The organism is Rhodobacteraceae bacterium IMCC1335, assembly GCA_039640495.1.
In the GTDB taxonomy this organism is placed as follows: domain Bacteria; phylum Pseudomonadota; class Alphaproteobacteria; order Rhodobacterales; family Rhodobacteraceae; genus Thalassovivens.
Genome location: CP046864.1, coordinates 378,357 through 400,042, shown reverse-complemented (window position 1 = coordinate 400,042; position 21,686 = coordinate 378,357). Strand labels below are relative to the sequence as shown.

Genomic DNA, 21,686 nt, shown 5'->3' with positions numbered 1-21,686 from the left:
ACCCCTAATCACTTAAACTTTCAAAATGGAGATAAATATGAAAAATGTAAGATCTTGGTTAAGAATGGCGGCTCTAGCTATCACTCCCGTTTTTGCCATTCCTGCTCATGCGGACCTTTCTGAAATTCTTGCTTCGGGAAAAGTAAAAATTGCAATCGGTGAAAACTTTGCTCCCTTCTCTTCTTTAGGAGATGAAGGCGAACATGTGGGCTTTGATGTCGATGTAGCTAAACTTATAGCGAAAGACTTAGGCGTCGAATTAGAGCTCGTACCCGTTACTTCAAAACAAAGAATACCCTACTTAGAAACAGATAAAGCTGACCTTGTGATTGCAAGCATGGGGGCAAATCCAGGTAGAGCTAAATCAATATGGTTTTCATCTGCTTACGCTCCATTTTTCTCAGGAGCTTTTGCGGCTGAAAGTTTGACCATCGGCTCTATATCTGACCTTTCTGGATTCAAAGTAGGCCTCACCGCAGGTACGTTAGAAGATCTTGAATTAACCGAAAGCGCACCGGAGGGCACAGAAATTATTCGTTTCGGCGATAACGCAGCAACGCAATCAGCATTTTTGTCCGGCCAAATTGACGTGATCGTAACGGGTAATACTGTCGCTGCTAAAATGGGCGCAGATAATCCCGATTTAGATATGTCAACCAAGTTCATAATGAAAGATTCCCCATGTTTTATTGGTATCAAGAAGGGTAACTTGGACCTTTTATTATGGACTAATGTTTTCATTCTACACAAAACTTTAGGTGGTGATTTAAATACACTGTCAGAAAAGTGGTTCGGTCAGTCATTACCGCCTCTACCAACAATGTAGATTAACTAAGATTGGGGTGGTGTATTAACTACGCCACCCATTTCCTCAGGCTGAAAGAAGAATGAATGAACATAGTAAAAGCGAGCTATGGAAAAGCCGTAGAATTGACCGGTGGTGCTTCCTTAAGAATTATAAACACTTATGGAACTCAGGTAGTCGATCTTTGGGCGTGGAATAAAATTGACCTGAACGAATATTTGTCAGTAGAGGCGACCAGAGTTTGGAGCCAGAAATTAAATCCACAGCTCGGTGATACTCTTGTGACAAACCTACGAAATCCTATATTGACGATCGTTGAAGATACGTCACCTGGAATACATGACAGCTTCATGGCTTGTTGCGACCAACAAAGATACGAGCGTTTGGGTGTCAAGGGTTATCACCGTAATTGTTTTGACAACATGCTGGAGTCAGTTAGCGATCTCGGATTCGTAATCCCGAACCCCACGTTAGCATCACTGAATGTTTTCATGAATATCGCAGTTCTGGAGGATGGAATATCTCTGGCGACACGTCCAGTAGAAACAAAACCGGGAGACTTTATTACTTTTAGAGCTGAAATGGATTGCGTTATCGCCTTGTCCTCATGCCCCCAGGACATAGTACGAATTCAAAGCGATATAGAAAATAAGCCGAAGGATGTCGCTTACGAAGTATTAGAACAAGAGTTCAATGATGTTGGAATTAAATCTACTTGGGTTCCAAATTATTCTTAAATTTAAATGGATAGTGTTCATTTATAATCCCACAGCTCACCTCACTGTCAAAGCGCAAGTGTATATAACGGCTATCGGGGGTATGGCCCATGCGTACCCTCATCTGGTAACTACTTATTGTATCGAAACAGACAGCTCATCTTTTGGAATGAGTTTTTCGTAATAGCTACATCGAGTGGTCTTCTGTCGTCCCACCTCTTGGACACATCCTGTCACATATTAAGGTGTAGGTTTTGTGCCGACAGGCTATCCTCACCGTGTGGCACTCACTTCATTACTCTACGAAAGAGTGTCTCATCCCATGTATGGTAGGGATTGCGACTTTTAAACTTGTAACCATAGTGATTTGCTAGAAAGCGCATAACGTGTAGTGCTTTTGCTGTGTTTCCTGTTGTGCGTCAATTTAAGCGAGAAAATACTCACAAGTGATCAAGCTAATGCAATTGTATGTGAGACATACAGGGAACATGGGTATTCTTGTGGTTTAAGTTTAAATGGGGTTTCAGGCAGATGAGGTTTTAATATTAGGTGATTTTGTTTTTTGAGCGTTTTTATTAGCCTTCAACGCATAAAAACATGCCAGGTGGGGAGCCAGCTGTATCTCTTCTTCAATTTTTAAGTATCGCATCATAGCAGTTTTCTCGCTTTGCCTATTAGACTTGCAGTTTTGTATTCATCTTTCACGGTTAACTCTTAAGTATTAAAGTTAGTCTCATTCAGTTATCGGCACGCCATCGGACGTTTCACAACTCTCGATGCTTCTTCCAACAAACTCTACTTTGAAAGCTCCACCGATTATGCCTAGAGCAAGTGTTGCCTCTGCGACAATTTGGAACAAACACTCAAGCAACGGAGCTTAAAATTTGTTCAAAATACTTAACCTTGACTACAAAAGGCACTCGTTCGAAATATAAATTATAGCAAAAAGGCTAGTGCTAGGCATTTTGTAAAGAACACCGCAGTCAGTGATAAACTATGATAGACGATATTCCAGGTTTGAACATTAAGTGAGCTAACACAGCCACAGTTCCCCCACTGTCAAAGCTCAAGCAGATAAAACGGACACAGAAGGTGTGGCCCGAGCCTACTACGCTGGGGTTCGTGATCGTTGGGACGAAAGGGATGTGATTGAAGTTAACGATAAGGACGTGCTCTTCTAAAGGGTGTCACCGATGTCAGGTGAAAACAAAGTTTTTATACTATTTTTTTCAGAAAACTTTTGATTTTACCTGACACACCTGACACCAGCCTGCTTTCGCTAAGCCTTTTGAGGGATCTAAATCATTCCAAGTCTTCAAACAGGATTTCCTCTTTCGTACCATTCCAATTCCTCCTTAAGAGAGTTTTACCAAATTCGTGGCACTAATTTAGGAGGCTAGACAAGTTGGATCTGGGACGCATCTGGTATGGACACTATATCCAATTTTTCATTCCTGCCTCGCACCTCTACCGCTTCCTCAACGAAATCGCCTTTTTTAAGCTTTGCTTTTTCGGCAACCTGCTTAGAGATAATTAGCTCGGAATTATAAGCTTTCGTCATTTGTTCCAAACGGCTCGCCACATTGACGTTATCACCGATGGCAGTTCGGCTAACCGTATCTCCATACCCCATCAAGCCGACAATACTTTGCCCAGTATGAATACCCATTCCGCATTTCAACTCCGCAGAAAACTCTTTGCTCAAATCTGTGCTTAGCAGTTTAATTTGCTTCGAAATTTCAGAAGCCGCTTTGACTGCCTCTTTACAGTTCTTTTCAATACTATCGCTTGCCTCAAATATAGCCATAATTCCATCACCGATGAATTTATCAAGGCGTCCGCTATTCGCCTCAATTGCCTTTCCACACGTGGCGTAATACTTGTTTAGAATATAGACTACATCATAGGGCAAAGTCGTTTCAGACAGCTTCGTAAAGTTTCTTAAATCGACGAATAAAATGACCGTTTCCTGCTCTTTCCCAGACAGCTCATGCGCCTTTCCCACTACATCAAATTCAATTTCGGTATTCATCAGTGGCGTAACAGATAAGTTCGCAACAGGCTTTAACTGGCATGCCAGCCGAATAGACTGATCCAGCCCAGCCCGATCTAAAGCCCTTTGTTCGTGTATGCTTGGCTGAGGTAAACTTCCATCGCTAGATGCAACTTTAATCCTGCAAGTTGTACAGCGCCCCCTGCCACCACAGACAGATTTGTGAGGAAGCTTCGCCGACCTGCTGGCCTCTAATACTGAGGTGCCCTTTGGCACTTTAATAGCCATATTATTGGGATAAGTTATCTGAATTTGTCCAAAGTACTTTGTCCTTAAAACATTAAAAAGTCCCATCGCTAACAGTGCTAAAACAAAAACTGGATAATATTTTAATGTTAATGCTTCGACCATTTCCAAGCTTGGGAACGCTTCCATAGGTACAGCCTTGGAAACTACCGACATCAAAAAGTTTTCATTGCCAGCTTGTATATTGAAAAACATCGCCAGACTTTGCTCTTTTAAGCCTGCCCAAAACCCAAATAGTCCTAAAATCGGAACCCCAAGATATATAATCAAAAACTTTCTAAAGTTTTTTGAATAACTCTTCATTCTGAACGTAAGTGCATTGTGCATGCCGATGGATCCGTGCACCCAGATAAACACTGTCATTAACGTGTAAAATATCGTTGAAGCAACCATCTCATTCGGATCAAATAAAACAAAAGAATAAAGAACTTCATAAGGAAGCTGTGATTCAAATGTTCTAGTCAGAAGGTACATTGATGCGACGTGCTGAACAAAAACGAACAGTGCCAAAATTATGAATATGATTTGCAGCCATTCTCTTGTTGAGATCTTAAACGACTTTCGGCTAATAATAGACATTACTCCAAGAGGCACATGTACAATAAATGACCCATATAAAGCTATGGTACCAACTTGGCTTTTCCAAATTGGTCTGAAGTAATGTTCTTTTGCATAGCTGGCCGCATCTAAAGAAAAAACATTTAAAGAGTGATTGAGCAGGTGAGTTATTGCATAGACAAATAAAACTACTCCAGAATAGAGTCTGACTCTCTTCAAAAAAGCATTGAGATCATCTGTCATCTTCGTTTTTTCCTACGCTATAATTTACGACATCAAGGCTGACCCTAGCAATATTAAATGTATTTGAAATCGTTTTCTCGACTAATTTTTCATATCGTTACGTAACTTGATCCCCATCCGTTACTCATCCCATGCACATATAACGTACACCCACTGTATGGCCCCCTGTATCTCAATTCCATAATCTCACTTTGTCCAACCCGAAGGGCTATCGCTTTAATTAATCCAGACAATAAAGAGTTATTTTCTCATCCTTACCCTTAAGCTGTACCTTTTCTTCGATCCTTGCTCGGATATCTTCCAACAACCTCACTTTAACCTCGTTAGAAAAGACCAATGTAGCCTTCAATGCTTTTCCAGCGTCACAAATTCTGCTTGCAACATTTACGGCATCACCGATTACAGTATACTCTTTTCGTTCCTCAGTTCCAATATTACCGACAATACATTCACCGTAGTGAATCCCAATCCTGTGCGTTATCACGGGCAAACCTGCTTCAGCTCGCTCTTTAGCCCACTGGTTCATGGCTATTTGCATTTGTCTTGCGCATTCGAATGCGTTTTGTGCATCGTTGCCCTGAGACACTGGCGTGCCAAACGTTGCCATAACTGCATCCCCGATAAATTTATCCACCGTTCCCATGTTCTCAAAGATGGGCTTGACCATTTTTTCTTGGTATTCTGACAAAAGTTTTATGATTTCGTCTGCTTTCATCGTCTCTGAAAGCGAGGTAAATCCATCGATATCGGTGAATAGAATAGCCACTGCTTGGTTCCTATCACCTACGTTTTCAACCAAAATATCTTGCTCTTTAATTTGATCCCTGATGGTTGGTGAAAAGTAACGGCTTAGGTTTTTTGTAGACTTTTCAAACTTAACAGCATCATCCAGTAAACGATCAGTTAAATAAACTACTGCCCAACACATAATCGTGATAGTTATGTAAATATTTAACCAAACCCCAAAAAATGGTAGATTTATGGCATTACCGTCTGCAATCAATTCAGTCCAGACTGTTGAAAAGTATACAGATTTTGAAGTAACAATTTCGTATACGTTTAAAAATAAACCTCCCGAGTATACTATTATGGCAAAGTACATAATCGATTTACGAAAAAATAAGGTGTGGGCTACGATAAAGAAAAGTGGAGCAAGAAATTGATAGTCCAGAGTGCGTCCAACGCCTATGTCAGATAAATTTTGAAGTCTGGCATCATAAGAGCCCATAGTTTCAACTGAAAAGTAATACGCAAACGCTACTGCTAGCCCGATTAACACAAGAAGGTCATAATTCTTTTCATTTAACTTTTGATATACAAAACCAAAAAAAACCATTGCTACTAAATTGAGCATTAAATTGCACTGGTTTATAAGTTCAACGACATAGGAAGGTAAAAAAATTGATTTAATTAATGTAATCGTCGAAACGGCCAAAAATACAACAGCTGCAACTCGAAACCCAGCAATACGTCTTACTAGCAAATGATCCATCTAAGAAGGTCCTTGTGCCGTCAAAACCCTATTTGTTAATGCTAGACAAAACTCACATTATTTTTCAATAATTCCCTTACGGCAATCTCTCGAAAGTTATCTGAAGCAGATGAATTATTGTTCGCTTGAAAGTTCCACCTCACTGTCAAAGCCCAAGTATATTCATCGGGCATAGGGGGTGTGGCCCGTGCGTACCACGCTGGGGTTAGGTATCGTTGGGACGGTTCAAATCTGTATTAACATAACATTAGTAAATATGCCTTCAACCTTAAGGGGTATCATGTTGATATGTAAACTCTTCTTCAGGAAAACACCCTTAATTGGGAGCCGCTCTGATTGCCATAGTTTCCGCTGGCAGCGAAGCCGTCCGCTCAATCACAAAGCCAGAGCGCTTTAGCAACTGCCCAAAACTTTCGAGTGTCCGATGTCTGCCTCCTATCATAACAAGTAAATGAAGATCCCACAGTGCAGGAAGTACTGTCGAATTTTGATCTTCGATCAAACGATCAAAAATTAATGAGCGTGATGAGGTTTTACCCATAGCACTTAGGCAATTTTCTAATACTCTAACGATTTTCTCATCACTCCACCCCCCAAGCACTCGAGAAAACAAGTATACATCTCCACCTGGAGGTAGCCCATCAAACATGTCGCCTGCTGTCAGTTCAACTTAAAGGGGATATCAATGCCACTGCTGATAATGCCCATGTGCTTGTACCCACAGATAAGGAGCTACTTCATCTGGTGCTTGATACGCTAACCCACCAATGGCAACTACCAGCTAAAGTCATAAACGCCTTACTAACTGCAAGTGGTCCCAAGAAGGGACGCAGTGCTATCTTCAATGAGTACATGGCCAGCTATCAGCATGACTGGGTGGATATAATCTTCACTGAGCAGGACTACAGAGACGGGTGTCGTGCAGATACAGTTAGTAGATCTGTTCACCAGGTCAGTCATCAAGAAGATGACTTTACGTTCTAAACCAAAAAGGCCCTACAATCCAACTGGTGGGCTTGAGGGCTATAACGTTCACTTTCAAAACTTAGAGAGCGAAGCAGACCTTCGCTGCAGTGGACCCCAATGTCTGCTATGCGGGACAAAGGGTGAGTTCGCTGCTTTTGCGCAGAAGGCTGCTTCCATGCGCTTTGCAGACCTTCACCTTGGATTGCACACGGGGCACATAGAACCAGCGATTAAAGCGCTGATTCAAAGTGATAATCTGTCTATTCCTCCATCGCCTTCCGGGCGCTAGACCCGTAGGCCTTTTCAACTGGCCCCTAGAGGCATCGGCAGCAAATGCTTGGTCTGAGGCCATTCCTTGGCATCTATGTGCCACGAACAGTTTTGGTGTCGCAAACGGAAGGCTAATGCGACAGCCATTTCGCTAGCAATGAGACAGAATTGCCGTACGGAACCCAAATGACTATCATAAGCCAACCGTCAAACAATACGGACGGGCATCGGTTCGGTGTCCTGTTTGTCTTTGGCGCTGGCGTGCTTTGGTCGACCGTCGGGCTTGGAATACGGCTGATCGAAGACGCGGTTGTGTGGCAGATATTGCTTTACCGTTCGGTTAGCCTGTCACTTCTGCTTTACGTGTTCATTCGCAGGCGGTCCAGAGAAAGTCCCTTTGCCCAGATACGCCGCACCGGGTTTCCAGCGGTGATCGCGGGGCTGTCGCTGGTTGCTGCTTATTCCGGCGGGATATACGCGATCCAGTCGACATCCGTGGCAAACGCCATGCTTTTGTTTGCAACAGCACCCTTCATGGCGGCAGTTCTGGGGTGGCTTGTTCTGCGTGAACCTGTGCGCCTTGCCACCTGGGTAGCGATCGCCGTTGCCATTGCCGGTATCGCGATCATGGTCGCAGATAAATCCGGGGGCGTTGCCGTGACGGGCAGCCTGGCGGCTTTAGCATCCGCCTTTGGGTTTGCGGTCTTCACTGTGGCGCTGCGTTGGGGGAAATCGGATGAAATGCTGCCGTCGGTTTTTCTGTCCGGATTATTCGGCATTATCGTGACATCCGGCACATGCCTGTTTTTGGAATTGTCTCTGGTGTTGTCAATCCGGGATGGCGGCATTGCAATGGGCATGGGGGTGTTTCAGGTCGGCGCAGGGTTGATCCTGTATACTCTGGGGTCTCGCAGCCTTCCTGCTGCGGAACTTGCGCTGTTGTCACTGGCTGAAGTTCTGCTTGGCCCGTTATGGGTCTGGTTGTTTATCGGCGAAACGGCCACGCTGAACACATTGACCGGAGGCGCAGTTTTGCTTGCGGCCATTTCTGGGAACGCTCTGTCAGGCAAGCGACGCAAGCCGCCGCCGATCACGTCACCCTAGGCGATTGGGTGCAACCAATTCCTGATAGAGCGGCCGTGGGTGGATGCGTTACAAGTGCGATCAGATACACTTGCACATGATAAGTGTTGCGCTTGGGGTTCCGATATATGTGTTGCTATTGTCCGTCTTTAGCCCTATGACTCATGGAGCGCCTCCTTGGCGTGCGGCAGTATTTTTTCGGCCAATCTTGATCGCTCATCTTATCCTCCTGCGTTGACCCAAGCATTTGCACCCGGGCGACGCTGGTCAGATGACGATCATGAGCCGCATAGCTAACGACCATTTCTGATCGACCCTACGACACCGTCGCCAAGATGCTGCCTAGCAGCATCTGAGGCGTCCCTGATCCGTCTATATTGGCAGGATTAGGTATAACAAAGTTTTTCCATACCCGTCCAATTTTCGGACGACACGACTACGGCCCCCAATAGGGCTGTGTTTTCGAACTCGATTTGTGCCCTCTCGACGTCTCTGCGCGGTTCGCGCTCAGGGACACATCATGGGCGTACCGGCGTTGCAACCAAGGAGTTGTAGCGTCGTTGGAGCATGGCCTGAATTTGGACAAACAACTGCTTTTCACCCCCGGCCCTGTGAATGTGGCCGAGAGCCTGCGTACCGCAATTTGCAAAAAGGATATCTGCCATCGGGAAACTGATTTTGATGCCCTTCTTGCGGGTATCGAGCAAAAAATACTCTCACTTTTTCAGATAAGAAAAAGGGAACGTTACCGCGCGGTGGTGATCACCGGCTCCGGCACAGCGGCGAACGAGGCGATACTGTCCTCAGTTGTCGGAGATGGTGCCATTCTGATCTTGTCGAACGGAGAGTTTGGCGGGCGATTGCACAAGACATCGGTGATCCACAACAAGCAGACCCATCTGATCAAAATGCCCTGGGGCGTTGCCTTCGACATACCGCAGATTGCAAATTACCTTGCGACACAAAAGATCGATGTGGTGGCCATGGTCCACCACGAGACATGTTCCGGCATGCTGAATCCGCTGGCACAGATCGGAGCCCTGGTCAAAGCTAGCGGCGCGCTCTTTGTGGTGGATGGGGTCAGCTCGGTTGGCGCCGAGGTGATCGACATGGAGGCCTGTCATATCGCATTTGTTTCCAGTTCCAGTTCCAAGGCCTTGGGGTCCTATCCAGGGCTGTCTTTTGTCGTGGGTCGAAAGAAACAGTTCAAACGGCTCAAGCACCATGCAGCCAAGACCACTTACCTGAACCTCGCGACGTTCTACGCATTCCTCAAGACCCACAGTCAGACGCCAAACACACCCGCCGTACCGTTGTTTTTCGCACTGGATCAGGCGCTGACAGACATTCTGCGCGAGGGCGTGCTTAAGCGATATGCCCGCATCAGGGGGCGGGCTGATATACTGCGGAACGGCATGCGCAGGCTCAATCTCGACTTTTTGGTTGATGAGGCGGATATGTGTTCGATTCTGACCACGGTCCTCATTCCGGCATCAGTATCCGTGCATGATCTGCGCGCGCGTCTACGTGATCATTCCATCATCATCTATGAAGGTAAGGGATGCTTTGCGGGCAAAGTTTTTCAGGTCGGCAATATCGGTGAACTTTCGGATGACGACATCCGATACTTCCTGTCCACCCTCGAGGACGTGCTGCTAACGCTTCAAGCTGATGCGGCAGACCTTGTAATTCCGGTCAGCCCAAAGCAAAAGCCCCCCGCCGTGTTGCCAGTGCCTGCAGATCTGTGGGTGGTATTTTGAACGATAAGCTCAAACGGCTCTGGGCGACCAAGACCCGCGATGACGAATGGTGGTCGTCCTTTGTCACGGCACCACTGGCTATCGCTGTCAATTATGGCGCTGTCGACATCCCCTGGATTACACCGAACCGGCTCACAGCGGCTTCGTTCCTTGTGGCTATCGCGGCAACCTTTGCAATTCTGATCGGGGGGGCTGCTTGTTTCATCGCGGCAGCCATCCTGATCCATATCAGCCACGTCCTGGATTGCATGGACGGTCAGATGGCGCGCTATAGAAAGGTTTCGTCCCCAGTCGGCAGTTATTACGACCGTATCACCGATCAAATACAGGTCACGTTATGGTTCGCGGCGGCAGGCTTTGCTGCATTTGCGCAGACAAACAGCGTCACACCAGTTTTTCTGTCGCTACTCGGTATCGCGTTCTACGGATTGCGTGGCTACGCCAAATACGTGGCGTTAGAGATCGAAACGGCACGCAACCCGGATTATCCTGCTCAGATCGCGCAAATGAAACAAGTACAGCCCACCGCAGGGCCAGGATTTGATCTGAAGGCAAATATAGCCTGGCTCGGGCGAGAACAAAGCAAGGTGCTCGCCTTTGACGAAGGCGTATTCATCTTCATGCTGTCTGCGGCACTCATCTTTGACCAACTCATACCTATGCTTTGGGTGTTTGCGGCAAGCCAATTGTTTTGGGGCCTCTACAAATCGTGGCTTCGGGGAGAAAACATTGACGAAAATCTGAAGGTTCCAACGCAAAAATAGCCTGCTTCAATATGGCTTATATAGGATTCAAGTATAATGAAATATGAAAAATATCGTGCGCCGTTTGCCGTTATTTTGGCCGCTGGTATTGGCTCGCGCCTTAGCCCACTGACCGACACTTATCCAAAAAGCCTTCTATCCGTCGGCGGATCTGTCATCCTTGAACGCATGATCCGCAATTGCCTGAGCTGCGGAATGTCGCAATTCGTTCTGGTTCTGGGGCACCGGGCTGATGAAATTAAGAAATTTGTTAAAAAGACATTTCGCGGCATTCGCGTCACCTATGTGATCAATGATCGATACCGCGAAACGAACACAGGCTATTCCCTGATGCTGGCGGCCAAAGCGATTGGTACAGCAGAGTTTGTGAAATTTGATGCGGACGTCGTGTTTGATGTCAGAATTCTCCGCCGCCTTTTGGACACCAGCCACGCAAACATCTTGTGTATCGACCGCAACATTCCGCTTGAGGACGAAGAAGTTAAGGTCATCGTAAACGATCAGATGCAGGTCATTGAGGTTGGTAAGTCCGTCGATCCCAAGCGCGCCTTGGGTGAGTCTATCGGCATTGAAAAGATTAGCGCCGAAACGGGTGCACTGCTGTTCGCAGAGCTTTTAAAAATGATGGAGAGACGTGGAAACCTTCAGAATTATTACGAGGCAGCTTACGCGCAATTGGTCGACAAAGGTACGCAGTTCCATGCTCTTGATATCAGCGGTCTGGACTGGACTGAAATCGATACAGCCATAGACTTTGCCGCTGCAAATGCTAAGTTCAGCAGCCCTGTCACCACCATATCCCGTGGCCAGCAAAAGGTGCTGGACGAGGCTGTGGAAGAAGCGGCCATCCAGGCTCGCGTCTGATGTATCTATTACTGCACGTCATGAATTTGGCGCGCGGTTCACGGCTCAGTACTACCTTTGCCATCCCGGCACAGGATTGCTGCAATTGAAAGGATCTCTCATGGCCAAAGGCAACAACCGCAAGCGTGGCAACAAAGAAGCCAAAAAACCCAAGCAAGAGAAGCCGAAAGTGTCTGCAACAGCCAATTCCCTTGCCGGAAAACCTCCTCTGGCGATTGGCGGCAAGAAAGTGAAGTAACCAAAACTTATCGGATTTCGTTCGCCCGAGGTCTTCAACTTAGCTTAGTTGCGCGCCTTGGCACGGGCGGCGTCCGAGACTTTTCTCAAGACGCCTATGATTTAGATTTGGAAGGCCCGATGAGCGAAACAGAAGAATCCGGGACAAAGGCTCACTATGTCTGCCAGACATACATTGCCAAGACGACTGCGCGGGGACAGCAAGGCAATCTACAAATCGACAAGCAGCTGCAGTATTCTACACCTCATGAAGCTCAAGAGCGGGCAGAACGGGAATTTCGCGCGGAAAATTGCGTCGGTGCCGACGCCTATATGGTGATAGAAGATAGCGATTCCGGCGAAGTCGGAGACCCTACATTTTTAGTAAGACTTGGGTCTGTCCCTGAGCAGGATTGACTTCAAAATCGTCAGTGCGTTGAAGACATAGGTTGGCCCGCAAGCGTTTACCTGCGGGCCAGTAGGTCGTGATTTACATCATGCCGCCCATACCACCCATACCGCCCATATCAGGCATGCCACTGCTGTTTGCTGCCGTAGGTTTGTCTGCAACCATCGCTTCGGTCGTGATCAGCAAGCCTGCAACAGATGCAGCATACTCAAGTGCTATCCGAACGACTTTGGTCGGATCTATAACACCGGCCTTTAACATGTCGCCGTATTGCTCTGACTGTGCGTCGTAGCCAAACGTCTTGCTGGTATTCTCAACGATCTTGCCAGCTACGACCGATCCATCGACACCAGCATTTTCGGCAATCTGGCGTAGAGGCGCTTGGAGCGCCTTGCGAATGATCGCGATACCAGCCGCCTGATCTGCGTTGTCTCCTTTGAGACCTTCGAGGACTTTACCAGCATGCACCAGCGCGACGCCGCCGCCCGGTACAACACCTTCTTCGACAGCGGCCCGTGTTGCGTTCAGCGCGTCATCCACACGGTCTTTCCGCTCTTTCACTTCGATCTCAGTTGCGCCACCAACCTTGATCACAGCAACGCCACCCGCAAGTTTTGCGAGGCGTTCTTGCAGTTTTTCTTTGTCATAGTCAGATGTGGTTTCTTCGATTTGCGCACGTATCTGAGTAACACGCGCAGCAATTGCGTCCTTGTCACCCGCCCCGTCGATCACAGTTGTTGTGTCTTTGGTAATTGTGATCTTCTTCGCGTCGCCAAGCATGTCCATCGTGACACTCTCCAGCTTGATCCCCAATTCCTCAGAAATCACTTGGCCGCCTGTCAAGATTGCAAGATCTTCCAACATTGCTTTGCGACGATCCCCAAACCCAGGCGCTTTGACACCGGCTACTTTGAGGCCACCCCGAAGTTTGTTCACCACAAGCGTCGCGAGTGCTTCGCCATCAATGTCTTCAGCGATAACCAAGAGCTGCTTATCTGCCTGCATAACAGCCTCAAGCAAAGGAACCATAGGAGCCAATGATGTCAGCTTTTTCTCATGAAGCAGAATGACGCAATCTTCCAGGTTTGCGGTCATCTTGGTTGGGTCCGTAACGAAGTACGGGCTGAGGTAACCACGATCAAACTGCATACCCTCGACCACTTCAGTTTCAGTCTCCAGGCCCTTGTTCTCTTCGACAGTGATAACGCCTTCGTTGCCGACTTTTGCCATCGCGTCCGCGATCTGTTGACCGATGGCCGCTTCGCCGTTGGCAGAAATGGAGCCGACTTTGGCTATCTCAGCTGTGTCGCCTACAGGACGGGACATGGATTTGACTTCGGCGACAACCGCGGTAACCGCTTTGTCGATACCGCGTTTAAGATCCATTGGGTTCATGCCAGCGGCGACTGACTTCATGCCTTCTTTGACAATAGCCTGTGCAAGTACGGTAGCAGTCGTTGTGCCGTCACCTGCCTCATCGTTGGTGCGCGACGCGACGTCTTTGACTAGTTGCGCGCCCATGTTCTCAAATGGGTCAGACAGTTGAATTTCCTTGGCGACTGTAACGCCGTCCTTGGTGATACGCGGCGCACCATAGGATTTGTCGATCACCACATTGCGCCCTTTGGGGCCAAGGGTGACTTTTACAGCGTTGGCGAGCGTGTTGACGCCCCGGAGCATGCGGTCACGGGAGTCCGTGCCAAATTTTAAGTCTTTTGCAGACATATCGGTATTCCTAATTGAAAATTATGTGAAAGTTGCAGCGTCGTTCAGACCATAATGCCAAGAATATCGCTCTCCTTCATGATCATCAGTTCTTCGCCGTCGATCTTGATTTCTGATCCGGACCATTTGCCGAACAGAATCTTGTCACCGGCTTTGACGTCCATGGCGATACGTGCGCCAGCTTCGTCCTTTATACCTGCACCAACAGATACCACTTCGCCTTCTTGCGGCTTTTCCTTGGCGGTATCGGGGATAATCAGACCGCCTGATGTCTTTTCGTCACTTTCAATGCGACGAACCAGAACGCGGTCGTGGAGCGGAGTAAATAACATAGGTATGCTGCCTTTCAAGATTTACGGGGGTGGATGGCGTGCTTAGAAACCGATTGGCACTCGCCACACCAGAGTGCCAATACGACTGAGATGGATATCGTTGAGGTTGGTTACAATAGACTAGTCGTAAGTATTTTAGAGCCTAGCAGAGAATTGGGCGCGCCCGAACATTGATCTCTGCAGCCGCTCCAGACCGGCGTCACCTCTTCAGCCGCCAGCAATCTCTACCCACTCAAAGAGCAGGGTACTGCTTTGGATTTAGCTCGTATTCCCGCGCTTTGGTCGAAAATGGATAAGCATGGCGTGCAAAATGACCTACATTGTCGAGTACAATTCAGGACAAGGAACTTAGCAGGTGAACGTACATTCTATTGACGATGGATTTACGCCTGCCGAATGCAGCGCAATCGTCAACGCCGTGGCATCAGCTCCAGCGAGAGAAGCTTTGCTTGTCGGCCAGAACCGGGATCATAATCTGCGCCGCGCTCAGCTCGTTTGGCTGGATGAGATAGACGGCATGGCATGGGTCATGGAGCGACTTATCGACGTTGTGAGAACCTCAAACCGAAACTGGTTCGACTTTGATCTCAGAGAATTTGCCGAGAGCCCACAGGTTGCCAGCTACGATGCCACGGATGGCGGTCATTTTACATGGCATTCCGACATCGGTGATGGCCCAATGGCACAAAAACGAAAACTGACGTTGGTCGCGCAGCTTTCCAAGCCCGGAAGCTATGATGGCGGTGATCTGGAAGTTATGCCGGGCGCGCATATCATCGCCGCAAACCGGACGCAGGGCTCAATCACTATTTTCCCAAGTTTTCATCTGCATCAAGTGACGCATGTGTCACGAGGGATCCGACATTCTTTAACCGTCTGGGCGCACGGCCCTAAGTTTCGGTAGATAGAAGAACGTAGAGTTACGTTTCGCGTTCCAGTTTTTTCCGCGTCAGTTTGCGGGCACGGCGGATTGCTTCAGCTTTCTCTCGTGCCTTTTTTTCAGAAGGTTTTTCGAAGTGTTGCTTCAGCTTCATTTGCTGGAAAACACCTTCGCTCTGGAGCTTGTTTTTCAAAACTCTGAGTGCTTGATCGACGTTGTTGTCGCGAACACTGACCTGCATTTGGTTTTCTCTACTTTTGAGGACTTACCAGAATGACAGTTGCTAGAACCCGCATCTTGTCAAGATTATTTCGGCGACATCGCACGTTTCAGCATCGGCGTTCCGCGAGCCTCGCTGTTTTCGAGCGCGACAAGGGAAGTCGAAGGGAGCGATTCCGCTAGCATCAGGAAAAGGGCATAATTGGCGACTGGCCTCAGGTCTCATGAAAAAGGATCCGCTGCTCAATTTGCAATGGTTTCACTGGCTTCATACGGTTTTCGCCCAAGCGCGGATGCAGCCGCCCGGCAATCCCCCAAGCCAGCAGGCTTGCCACTCCTGCAGCGGCAAAAATGCCCGATATCGGGGCGGCCAACAGGATCAGCCATGCCGCGCCTGGTGTCAGGATACCGGAGACATCCCGGTAGGACGAGTAGACGGCCGACATTTCGGTGCGTTCCGACGGTTTAACAGCCATAAGGAATGGCAGTCCGGCACAAATATCCAAGAGGATAAGAAAGAAACTGCCGGCAAAGAGCATGCCGACAGTTGCAGACGGGGCTACAGAAACCAGACTGGCGGCACAGAACAGCAGGGCGACGGCCATGAAGCCGGTTTGAACTGTGCAGCGCACGGAGTGTTTCTGCATCCATCTCAGCATCACCGGCGACAAGAACAATCCAGCATTTGTGATCGACAAGAGTGTGCCGCCCAGCGTTTCTCCTAGACCATTCTCGACGGCGAATATAGGCAGATAGACAACATAGGCCCACCAACCGCATGAGCGGATCACCGCAAAGAGCCAACCAGCGATCAGGCGGGGTTGGCGCAAGAAACGCCCTAGAAATGCCAGCGGATTGACAGGTGCACTCTGCGCCCGGGTGATCTGTTTGCCGTTCCCCAGCCGCAGAAAGATAAACGCTCCCAGCATGGCAGCCGCCGCCACGCCCGAAATCACGAACGGGGCGGGCTTCCACCATTCCCACAACAGCACGCCCAGCATAGGGCCAACGGTCCATCCAAGGGCCGAATAGAACATGCGCAGCGTTTCGCATTTCCCCAACTCGACCCGCGCGATGTAATCCAGCACATAGGCGTTGAAACACACAAAGGTTACGACCGTGGCAAGCGAATTCAGGACAAGCCCCAGAACGATCATCTCTGGAGAGCCCAAGGTTGCAAGGCCCGATCCAATGACGAACGCCATCGCCCCGATGCCATACATCCATCGCCTCGCTATCCAGCGATTGAGAAAGGGAACTAGAAGCCCAGTCAGCAATGAGATGATACCGATCACGAAGTAAATCGAACTGATCAGAACCGCGTCCTGGAGCGCGTCATACATCGCAACCGGAAAGACGGAAATCAGGAGGCCACGTGCAACTGCCTCAAATGCGGCAAGGGTCGCAAAACCCCGCACTGATGGTGCGGGTGCATGACGTAGCCATTCAGGGATTCGACGCTCAAACATCTCTAACGGGCCTAAAAGTATGGCTGGAAAAGTACGCAGTGCTCTTTGCGTGTCTGTTCGAAAGGCGACACCGATGATGGTTCACGACCCATTTTGAGTTTGACGGTCATCTCTTTGTGGTCTCAGCTATCGGACATGAGCCAATGACTGAGCTGGGAAGAAGCAAACGAAGGCTACGAATGGCTTTCAGTGTTTGCTGGATCCCTCGATTTTCGAAACATGGTCCTAGACCGGAGCGCTAAGGCCATTGTTGCCCACTTCCCCAAGTCGACCGGGAAATCGCCAAACCTTGATCACTGCGCCTCGGGAGAAATTCCCATGCCCTGCTATCAGCCTCGCGCAGCCCTTCCATCACGATGGATCCGGTGCTCTTCAAATCTCACCAATTCGCACAACCATCAAACAGCCGACTGAACGCGACGAAAGGCCATTCCACGTTGCACATACAGTGCACACGGCACCAATTAAGCTATTGAATTTAAAACTGAATCAATCCAGCTATCTCAAAATTGACGCAAAGCGCAGCTTCGAATGGCGGTTTTGTAGCGATGTTCAGACCTTGGCGAATGTTGCAGCAATTGAGCGGTCTGGGCTCCTAGCAGTCATTCGTCGGAATGCGATTAAATGTCTGCTTTGCGTAAAGCGTGCCAATTGCCTTGTAAATGTTGATGCATAATCCAAAATAGCCTCCCCCCTTTCTTCGGTGGAGGTTTTTTTTAGCTTTGCGTCAGTTGAAAAACCCGGACTTGATGAACGCGATGTCCTGATGCATCATTCAAAGTGATACTTTAGAGCTTATAGAGCTAAAAGGCTGTGAATGGGTGAAAAAGAGAAAACTAACTTCAGCCTGACTGGAATAGAAGATGATCTCATTAAGGCGGCGGTACAGGAAACAATTGGCCGAGAGCATACCGAAGAAGAGCTGGAACTGCTTGGATTAGAAGCGGCTGAAAATAGTCCTGAATTTGCAATTTTAGAACAACGTCAAAAGCAAGGTCTGTGGAACTACCCCTTTGATGGCAGTGAGGTATTTTCGCCGCTCGATGAGAATGGTGATGAAATTATCCCAACTGATATAGAGATCTTAAGGTTTGTCGCTGCAAAGTTTGTAAAGCGCGAAATGAATTTTTTCGAGCTTGCGAAACTTGAAAAGCCAATAACAAAATTCGATCTTCAGCCCATAGTTTTTACGTTAATCCGTTCGACTTTCCCAAAATATGAATTGCCCAAAGAAAAACTAAAATCGCTTATGGATGCGCTAACAAGTAATCCCACGGCTGAGCCAGGTTTAAGCATTCCTGTTTGGAATGGGAAAACAATGACAGAGCCTGGAAATACAGAGAGCTTAATCTTTGATACTCGTATTCACTATTGCTCACCAAACGCAATTTCGAGCATCGCTTTCTGAATAGCGTCGGGCATGCCCGGGTCGTATTGAGTATGGGAAGCTCCCTTTACAATCTGACATGTTTTCTTCAGCGCAAAACTTTCACTTTCAGTTCGCTCGTCCGTATCTGCTTCGCTCTCTAATAGCTTTTCGATAACTTCGTAGGCAAAAGCGGGGGGGCAGAGCATGTCGAATTCGCCTGTGATCAATCTTATTTTTTTCCGTAAAGAGCGAACAAGTTCCTCGCGACTTTCAATAACACGCTCACCATTTCCGTTGATTTTCGCAACTACTGTCTCCAGAAAGTTTTTCGAGTTAATTGAAGACGCATGCGAATTCAAACTCTTGTAAAAGGTCAAACCCAACCTAACGATATCCTCATCTGAAGTCAGTAGCTCGATACTGGTTGCGGGGGAATTAGCATTGTCGGCACCTACAGTTGCGCCCAGAGCATCCCACTTCAACCAGCTTACCGCTGCTTTTCGACTTTTTTCTGGGCTGTCGCCTGTCATCAACTCCCAATATTTGTTTACGAGTTCTAACCCAGGATTTTCAGATCTTTCCAATCTTTCCAAATCAGCTCGTGTCTTGTACCCAACATGCCCGATGAATCGGCGCCACTGCGCAGGATAATACTTTCCCTTGCCGTTTTTACCGTCCCCATAGTCGTGGTCCAAATCCTGCTCCCGAATCAGCCACAATCCGCGCAATACCAAACCGGAAACAGCACTCCCAAAATATTTGGCGGCATACGCCAAGCCTAGAGTAGCGCCATTCGAACCGCCATAAACAACTGCCCATTTGTCGATACCAAAATGCTGCCTTAACACTTCACAATCGTCGATGTTTGCGTCGATGCCAGTGGAGGTATCGGTCCCAGTAACCTCTTCAATTTTCGACCGTCCCCACCCGCGTTGATGAAAGTAGATTATTCGAAACTTAGAACGTATCTCTTCGCTCAAAATATCTAACCTGTGCTCTTCATTGTCCGCTGGTCCCCAGCCGGCGTGCAGGACCAGCATCGGTGCGCCATCTGGGTTACCGAGTTGGACGGTATACAGCGAGAGACCGGTTTTTACTTCGACCATTGATGTTTGTGAGTTGTGAGCAATCTGAGATACCATCCTAGATTTCCTGAACAATTTTCGACAAGGCACTTTAGCTTTACTACGAAGCTTGCAGGTATGTTATCATATAATCTTGGCGACAGATTACTTATGCATCCCCATTCTCACTTGGCGGAGCGAAAGCTAAAGAATGATATACTCCTCCCACCGCAGCGGCTTGTTGCATAAAGCAATCACTCCACTATACATCGGGAGGACCGTTTTCGGGACCGCTTTATAATTTCATGTTGAAAATAAGTATATGTAATAAAATAGAAGTATATAAAGTACGACGTCTTCTCCTGGGCACCAAGTATTCAACTTAGTTAATTGATATCATTTAATTATTATTTCTAAATTGAAAGCAGGTCCCACGCTTAGTCCCACAAGTAACTTAGGCCGAATCGCGTAAACAAAGCGTTAGAATAAAAAGAAATTTAATGGCGACAGATCCGACCATTTTAGCAGTCTAGGATATGATAGGTTTGGTAAAACAAAATATTGAATTCACTTTGAAAAAGACAGATTTTTATATTGTCTGAAATATAAGCAGCCATTCGGAGCACAAGTTAAAAATCCGGCAAATTCCCGCACAGCAGTCGTTAGATGATCCCGCAGCGAACGGCTGTTTAGAACGGATTGTGTTGAAAAACTCGTTGTTTTTGGGCCATTGATACTGGTTACTACGTTGATTTCATTTGGCTGTTCGTAGCCAGCCTGCCTTTCACCCTGCGGCTGGTCCCATGGGTTTGAGCTGAGCGAGTTTTCGGAGGTTTTGGGCGGTTGCTGCGAGGGTAAATTCGTCCTGGACGCCGTATGGGCCGCGTAATCGGAGCCTGGGCAAACCAAGGATGCGTTTGAGGTGGGCGAAGAGCATCTCGACTTTCTTTCGTCGGTTCGAAGCGGTCTGATTGAAGTCTGATGCAATGCATTGACGTGCAAATTCTCGGACGATCTCGTATTTCTCCCGATGAATCGCACGCGTCTCTGATTTGGGGCAGCATTTGGCTTTTAATGAGCAATCGATGCAATCGGATTTAAGGGCCCGGTATTTGCGCGCTTTCCATTTTGGAGCGTTCCGAGCGGGATCGGAATAGGTGCGTCGCGTATGCTTCATCTCTTTGCCGCCAGGACAGATATAGCGGTCGTTCTCATCATCCCATGTGAAGTCTGATCTGGAGAATGTCCTATCAGTGCGCTCACCCTTATCAAAGACGGGAATGAAGGGCAGGATTTGTCGCTTGAGTGCCAGCCAAACAAGATTGTCAGATGAACCGTAAGCCGTATCAGCAGCGATCCAATCCGGCTTCAGGCCAAAGCGTTCTTCGGTCCGGTCAATCATCTTGCGCATGGCTCCAACCTCGGCGGTTCTGTTCGAACGGCTGGCGTCGACATCAACGATGATACTGTGATCTGTATCGATCAGATAATTGGTGGAATACGCAAAGAACGCCGGGCCTTTACGCGCTGCAGTCCATTGGCTGGCCGGATCAGCATGAGCAGTAAACTTGGGGTTGGTCGTGCTGGCCGCACCAAAGGCCTCGTCGTCTAGCGTGTCGAGATATTCCTGCACCGCGCGTGGTGCGTCATCGATGTCGGCCACACGGGCTGCCCAGTCTTCAGGGTTGCTGGAGTTCTGTCTTTGGACATCTGCACTGATCAAGCTGGCATCGATTGCAAATCCTTGGCCGCCCACCAGTCCTTCTTCCATGCAGCGCGCAACAGTCGTCTCAAATACATGGCGCAGAAGGTCACTCTCGCGAAAGCGTCCGTGGCGGTTCTTGGAAAACGTCGAATGATCCGGGATACGCTCACTAAGGTCCAGGCGGCAGAACCAGCGATAGGCCAGGTTCAGATGAACCTCTTCGCACAAGCGGCGTTCCGACCGGATGCCGGAGCAATAGCCCACAAGCAACATCCGGATCATCAATTCAGGATCAATGGATGGGCGACCAGTATGGCTGTAAAACTCGGCAAGATGCGCACGAATACTCCTCAGATCAACAAACCGATCAATCGAACGCAACAGGTGGTTTTGGGGAACGTGATCTTCCAGCGAAAACTCATAAAACAGTGCTGCCTGCGCCTCCTGCCTTGGTCCCAACATCGCAAATCCCCCTGTC

19 protein-coding genes are annotated in these 21,686 nt (G+C 48.1%); 10 read left to right on the top strand and 9 right to left on the bottom strand.

The genetic code is table 11. From position 1 onward, the window contains the following. Positions 1–37 precede the first annotated feature (37 nt). Together GN241_01895 and GN241_01890 are read left to right on the top strand one after the other, a co-directional pair. Positions 38–826, top strand: coding sequence for a transporter substrate-binding domain-containing protein (locus GN241_01895; protein ID XAT56224.1), 789 nt, complete (start codon positions 38–40; stop codon positions 824–826). A gap of 65 nt (positions 827–891) precedes the next feature. Beyond that, a complete protein-coding gene (locus GN241_01890; protein ID XAT56223.1) occupies positions 892–1,542 on the top strand; it encodes a DUF1989 domain-containing protein in 651 nt (216 codons plus the stop codon). A gap of 1,375 nt (positions 1,543–2,917) precedes the next feature. Here GN241_01890 and GN241_01885 read toward each other — a convergent pair. The 3 genes from GN241_01885 to GN241_01875 form a co-directional block, all read right to left on the bottom strand. Then, positions 2,918–4,621 carry a 2Fe-2S iron-sulfur cluster binding domain-containing protein gene (locus GN241_01885; GenBank protein ID XAT56222.1) on the bottom strand — a complete coding sequence of 568 codons (1,704 nt, stop codon included), beginning with the start codon at positions 4,619–4,621 and terminating at the stop codon, positions 2,918–2,920. Positions 4,622–4,841: 220 nt separating this feature from the next. Next, entirely contained in the window at positions 4,842–6,113 is a 1,272-nt protein-coding gene (locus GN241_01880; protein ID XAT56221.1) for a hypothetical protein, read from the bottom strand. Between the two features lie 316 nt (positions 6,114–6,429). Then, positions 6,430–6,762 (bottom strand): hypothetical protein, encoded by a 333-nt coding sequence (locus tag GN241_01875; protein ID XAT56220.1) that lies wholly within the window; start codon positions 6,760–6,762, stop codon positions 6,430–6,432. A gap of 773 nt (positions 6,763–7,535) precedes the next feature. Here GN241_01875 and GN241_01870 point away from each other — a divergent pair. The 6 genes from GN241_01870 to GN241_01845 all read left to right on the top strand — a co-directional run bounded on the left by GN241_01870 (position 7,536) and on the right by GN241_01845 (position 12,453). Beyond that, positions 7,536–8,453, top strand: coding sequence for an EamA family transporter (locus GN241_01870; GenBank protein XAT56219.1), 918 nt, complete (start codon positions 7,536–7,538; stop codon positions 8,451–8,453). A 452-nt stretch (positions 8,454–8,905) separates the two neighbouring features. Beyond that, positions 8,906–10,192 (top strand): aminotransferase class V-fold PLP-dependent enzyme, encoded by a 1,287-nt coding sequence (locus GN241_01865; protein ID XAT56218.1) that lies wholly within the window; start codon positions 8,906–8,908, stop codon positions 10,190–10,192. Continuing rightward, positions 10,189–10,956: a CDP-alcohol phosphatidyltransferase family protein gene (locus tag GN241_01860; GenBank protein XAT56217.1), complete on the top strand. Its 768-nt coding sequence runs from the start codon at positions 10,189–10,191 to the stop codon at positions 10,954–10,956. Before GN241_01865 ends, GN241_01860 begins: the two co-directional genes overlap by 4 nt. 36 nt (positions 10,957–10,992) lie before the next feature. Further along, a complete protein-coding gene (locus GN241_01855) occupies positions 10,993–11,820 on the top strand; it encodes an NTP transferase domain-containing protein (protein ID XAT56216.1) in 828 nt (275 codons plus the stop codon). Continuing rightward, positions 11,723–12,058, top strand: a complete 336-nt coding sequence (locus GN241_01850) for a hypothetical protein (GenBank protein ID XAT56215.1) — start codon at positions 11,723–11,725, stop codon at positions 12,056–12,058. Before GN241_01855 ends, GN241_01850 begins: the two co-directional genes overlap by 98 nt. Before the next feature lie 14 nt (positions 12,059–12,072). After that, positions 12,073–12,453 carry a hypothetical protein gene (locus GN241_01845; GenBank protein ID XAT59143.1) on the top strand — a complete coding sequence of 127 codons (381 nt, stop codon included), beginning with the start codon at positions 12,073–12,075 and terminating at the stop codon, positions 12,451–12,453. Between the two features lie 73 nt (positions 12,454–12,526). On the opposite strand, the gene groL is transcribed toward GN241_01845, so the two are convergent. Further along, a complete protein-coding gene (gene groL / locus GN241_01840) occupies positions 12,527–14,170 on the bottom strand; it encodes a chaperonin GroEL (GenBank protein XAT56214.1) in 1,644 nt (547 codons plus the stop codon). 44 nt (positions 14,171–14,214) lie between these two features. Continuing rightward, positions 14,215–14,502 (bottom strand): co-chaperone GroES, encoded by a 288-nt coding sequence (locus tag GN241_01835; protein ID XAT56213.1) that lies wholly within the window; start codon positions 14,500–14,502, stop codon positions 14,215–14,217. Between the two features lie 355 nt (positions 14,503–14,857). On the opposite strand from GN241_01835, the gene GN241_01830 reads away from it, so the two are divergent. Continuing rightward, complete coding sequence (locus GN241_01830) at positions 14,858–15,406, top strand: 2OG-Fe(II) oxygenase (GenBank protein ID XAT56212.1); 549 nt, start codon at positions 14,858–14,860, stop codon at positions 15,404–15,406. 16 nt (positions 15,407–15,422) lie between these two features. Here the strand turns inward: GN241_01830 and rpsU are convergent, their stop codons facing one another. Both rpsU and GN241_01820 read right to left on the bottom strand, forming a co-directional pair. Continuing rightward, on the bottom strand, positions 15,423–15,623 hold the full coding sequence (rpsU, locus tag GN241_01825; GenBank protein XAT56211.1) for a 30S ribosomal protein S21: 201 nt from the start codon (positions 15,621–15,623) through the stop codon (positions 15,423–15,425). Between the two features lie 193 nt (positions 15,624–15,816). Continuing rightward, positions 15,817–17,070 (bottom strand): MFS transporter, encoded by a 1,254-nt coding sequence (locus tag GN241_01820; protein XAT56210.1) that lies wholly within the window; start codon positions 17,068–17,070, stop codon positions 15,817–15,819. 817 nt (positions 17,071–17,887) lie between these two features. Here GN241_01820 and GN241_01815 point away from each other — a divergent pair. Next, the gene (locus GN241_01815; protein ID XAT56209.1) at positions 17,888–18,478 is read left to right on the top strand and encodes a hypothetical protein; all 591 of its coding nucleotides are present in this window, start codon (positions 17,888–17,890) and stop codon (positions 18,476–18,478) included. Here GN241_01815 and GN241_01810 read toward each other — a convergent pair. Then, on the bottom strand, positions 18,439–19,581 hold the full coding sequence (locus tag GN241_01810; protein XAT56208.1) for an alpha/beta fold hydrolase: 1,143 nt from the start codon (positions 19,579–19,581) through the stop codon (positions 18,439–18,441). The two genes, GN241_01815 and GN241_01810, sit on opposite strands and share 40 nt — an antisense overlap. 706 nt (positions 19,582–20,287) lie before the next feature. Next, a complete protein-coding gene (locus GN241_01805) occupies positions 20,288–21,670 on the bottom strand; it encodes a transposase (GenBank protein XAT56207.1) in 1,383 nt (460 codons plus the stop codon). Positions 21,671–21,686 lie beyond the last annotated feature (16 nt).

What these genes read in the sequence shown, in the direction of transcription:
- rpsU (XAT56211.1), bottom strand. Translation starts at nt 15,623, where the DNA reads ATGCAGGTCAGTGTTCGCGACAACAACGTCGATCAAGCACTCAGAGTT.
- GN241_01835 (XAT56213.1), bottom strand. Translation starts at nt 14,502, where the DNA reads ATGTTATTTACTCCGCTCCACGACCGCGTTCTGGTTCGTCGCATTGAA.
- GN241_01815 (XAT56209.1), top strand. Translation starts at nt 17,888, where the DNA reads ATGGGTGAAAAAGAGAAAACTAACTTCAGCCTGACTGGAATAGAAGAT.
- GN241_01820 (XAT56210.1), bottom strand. Translation starts at nt 17,070, where the DNA reads ATGTTTGAGCGTCGAATCCCTGAATGGCTACGTCATGCACCCGCACCA.
- GN241_01810 (XAT56208.1), bottom strand. Translation starts at nt 19,581, where the DNA reads ATGGTATCTCAGATTGCTCACAACTCACAAACATCAATGGTCGAAGTA.
- groL (XAT56214.1), bottom strand. Translation starts at nt 14,170, where the DNA reads ATGTCTGCAAAAGACTTAAAATTTGGCACGGACTCCCGTGACCGCATG.
- GN241_01850 (XAT56215.1), top strand. Translation starts at nt 11,723, where the DNA reads ATGCTAAGTTCAGCAGCCCTGTCACCACCATATCCCGTGGCCAGCAAA.
- GN241_01885 (XAT56222.1), bottom strand. Translation starts at nt 4,621, where the DNA reads ATGACAGATGATCTCAATGCTTTTTTGAAGAGAGTCAGACTCTATTCT.
- GN241_01895 (XAT56224.1), top strand. Translation starts at nt 38, where the DNA reads ATGAAAAATGTAAGATCTTGGTTAAGAATGGCGGCTCTAGCTATCACT.
- GN241_01875 (XAT56220.1), bottom strand. Translation starts at nt 6,762, where the DNA reads ATGTTTGATGGGCTACCTCCAGGTGGAGATGTATACTTGTTTTCTCGA.
- GN241_01890 (XAT56223.1), top strand. Translation starts at nt 892, where the DNA reads ATGAACATAGTAAAAGCGAGCTATGGAAAAGCCGTAGAATTGACCGGT.
- GN241_01805 (XAT56207.1), bottom strand. Translation starts at nt 21,670, where the DNA reads ATGTTGGGACCAAGGCAGGAGGCGCAGGCAGCACTGTTTTATGAGTTT.
- GN241_01855 (XAT56216.1), top strand. Translation starts at nt 10,993, where the DNA reads ATGAAATATGAAAAATATCGTGCGCCGTTTGCCGTTATTTTGGCCGCT.
- GN241_01880 (XAT56221.1), bottom strand. Translation starts at nt 6,113, where the DNA reads ATGGATCATTTGCTAGTAAGACGTATTGCTGGGTTTCGAGTTGCAGCT.
- GN241_01870 (XAT56219.1), top strand. Translation starts at nt 7,536, where the DNA reads ATGACTATCATAAGCCAACCGTCAAACAATACGGACGGGCATCGGTTC.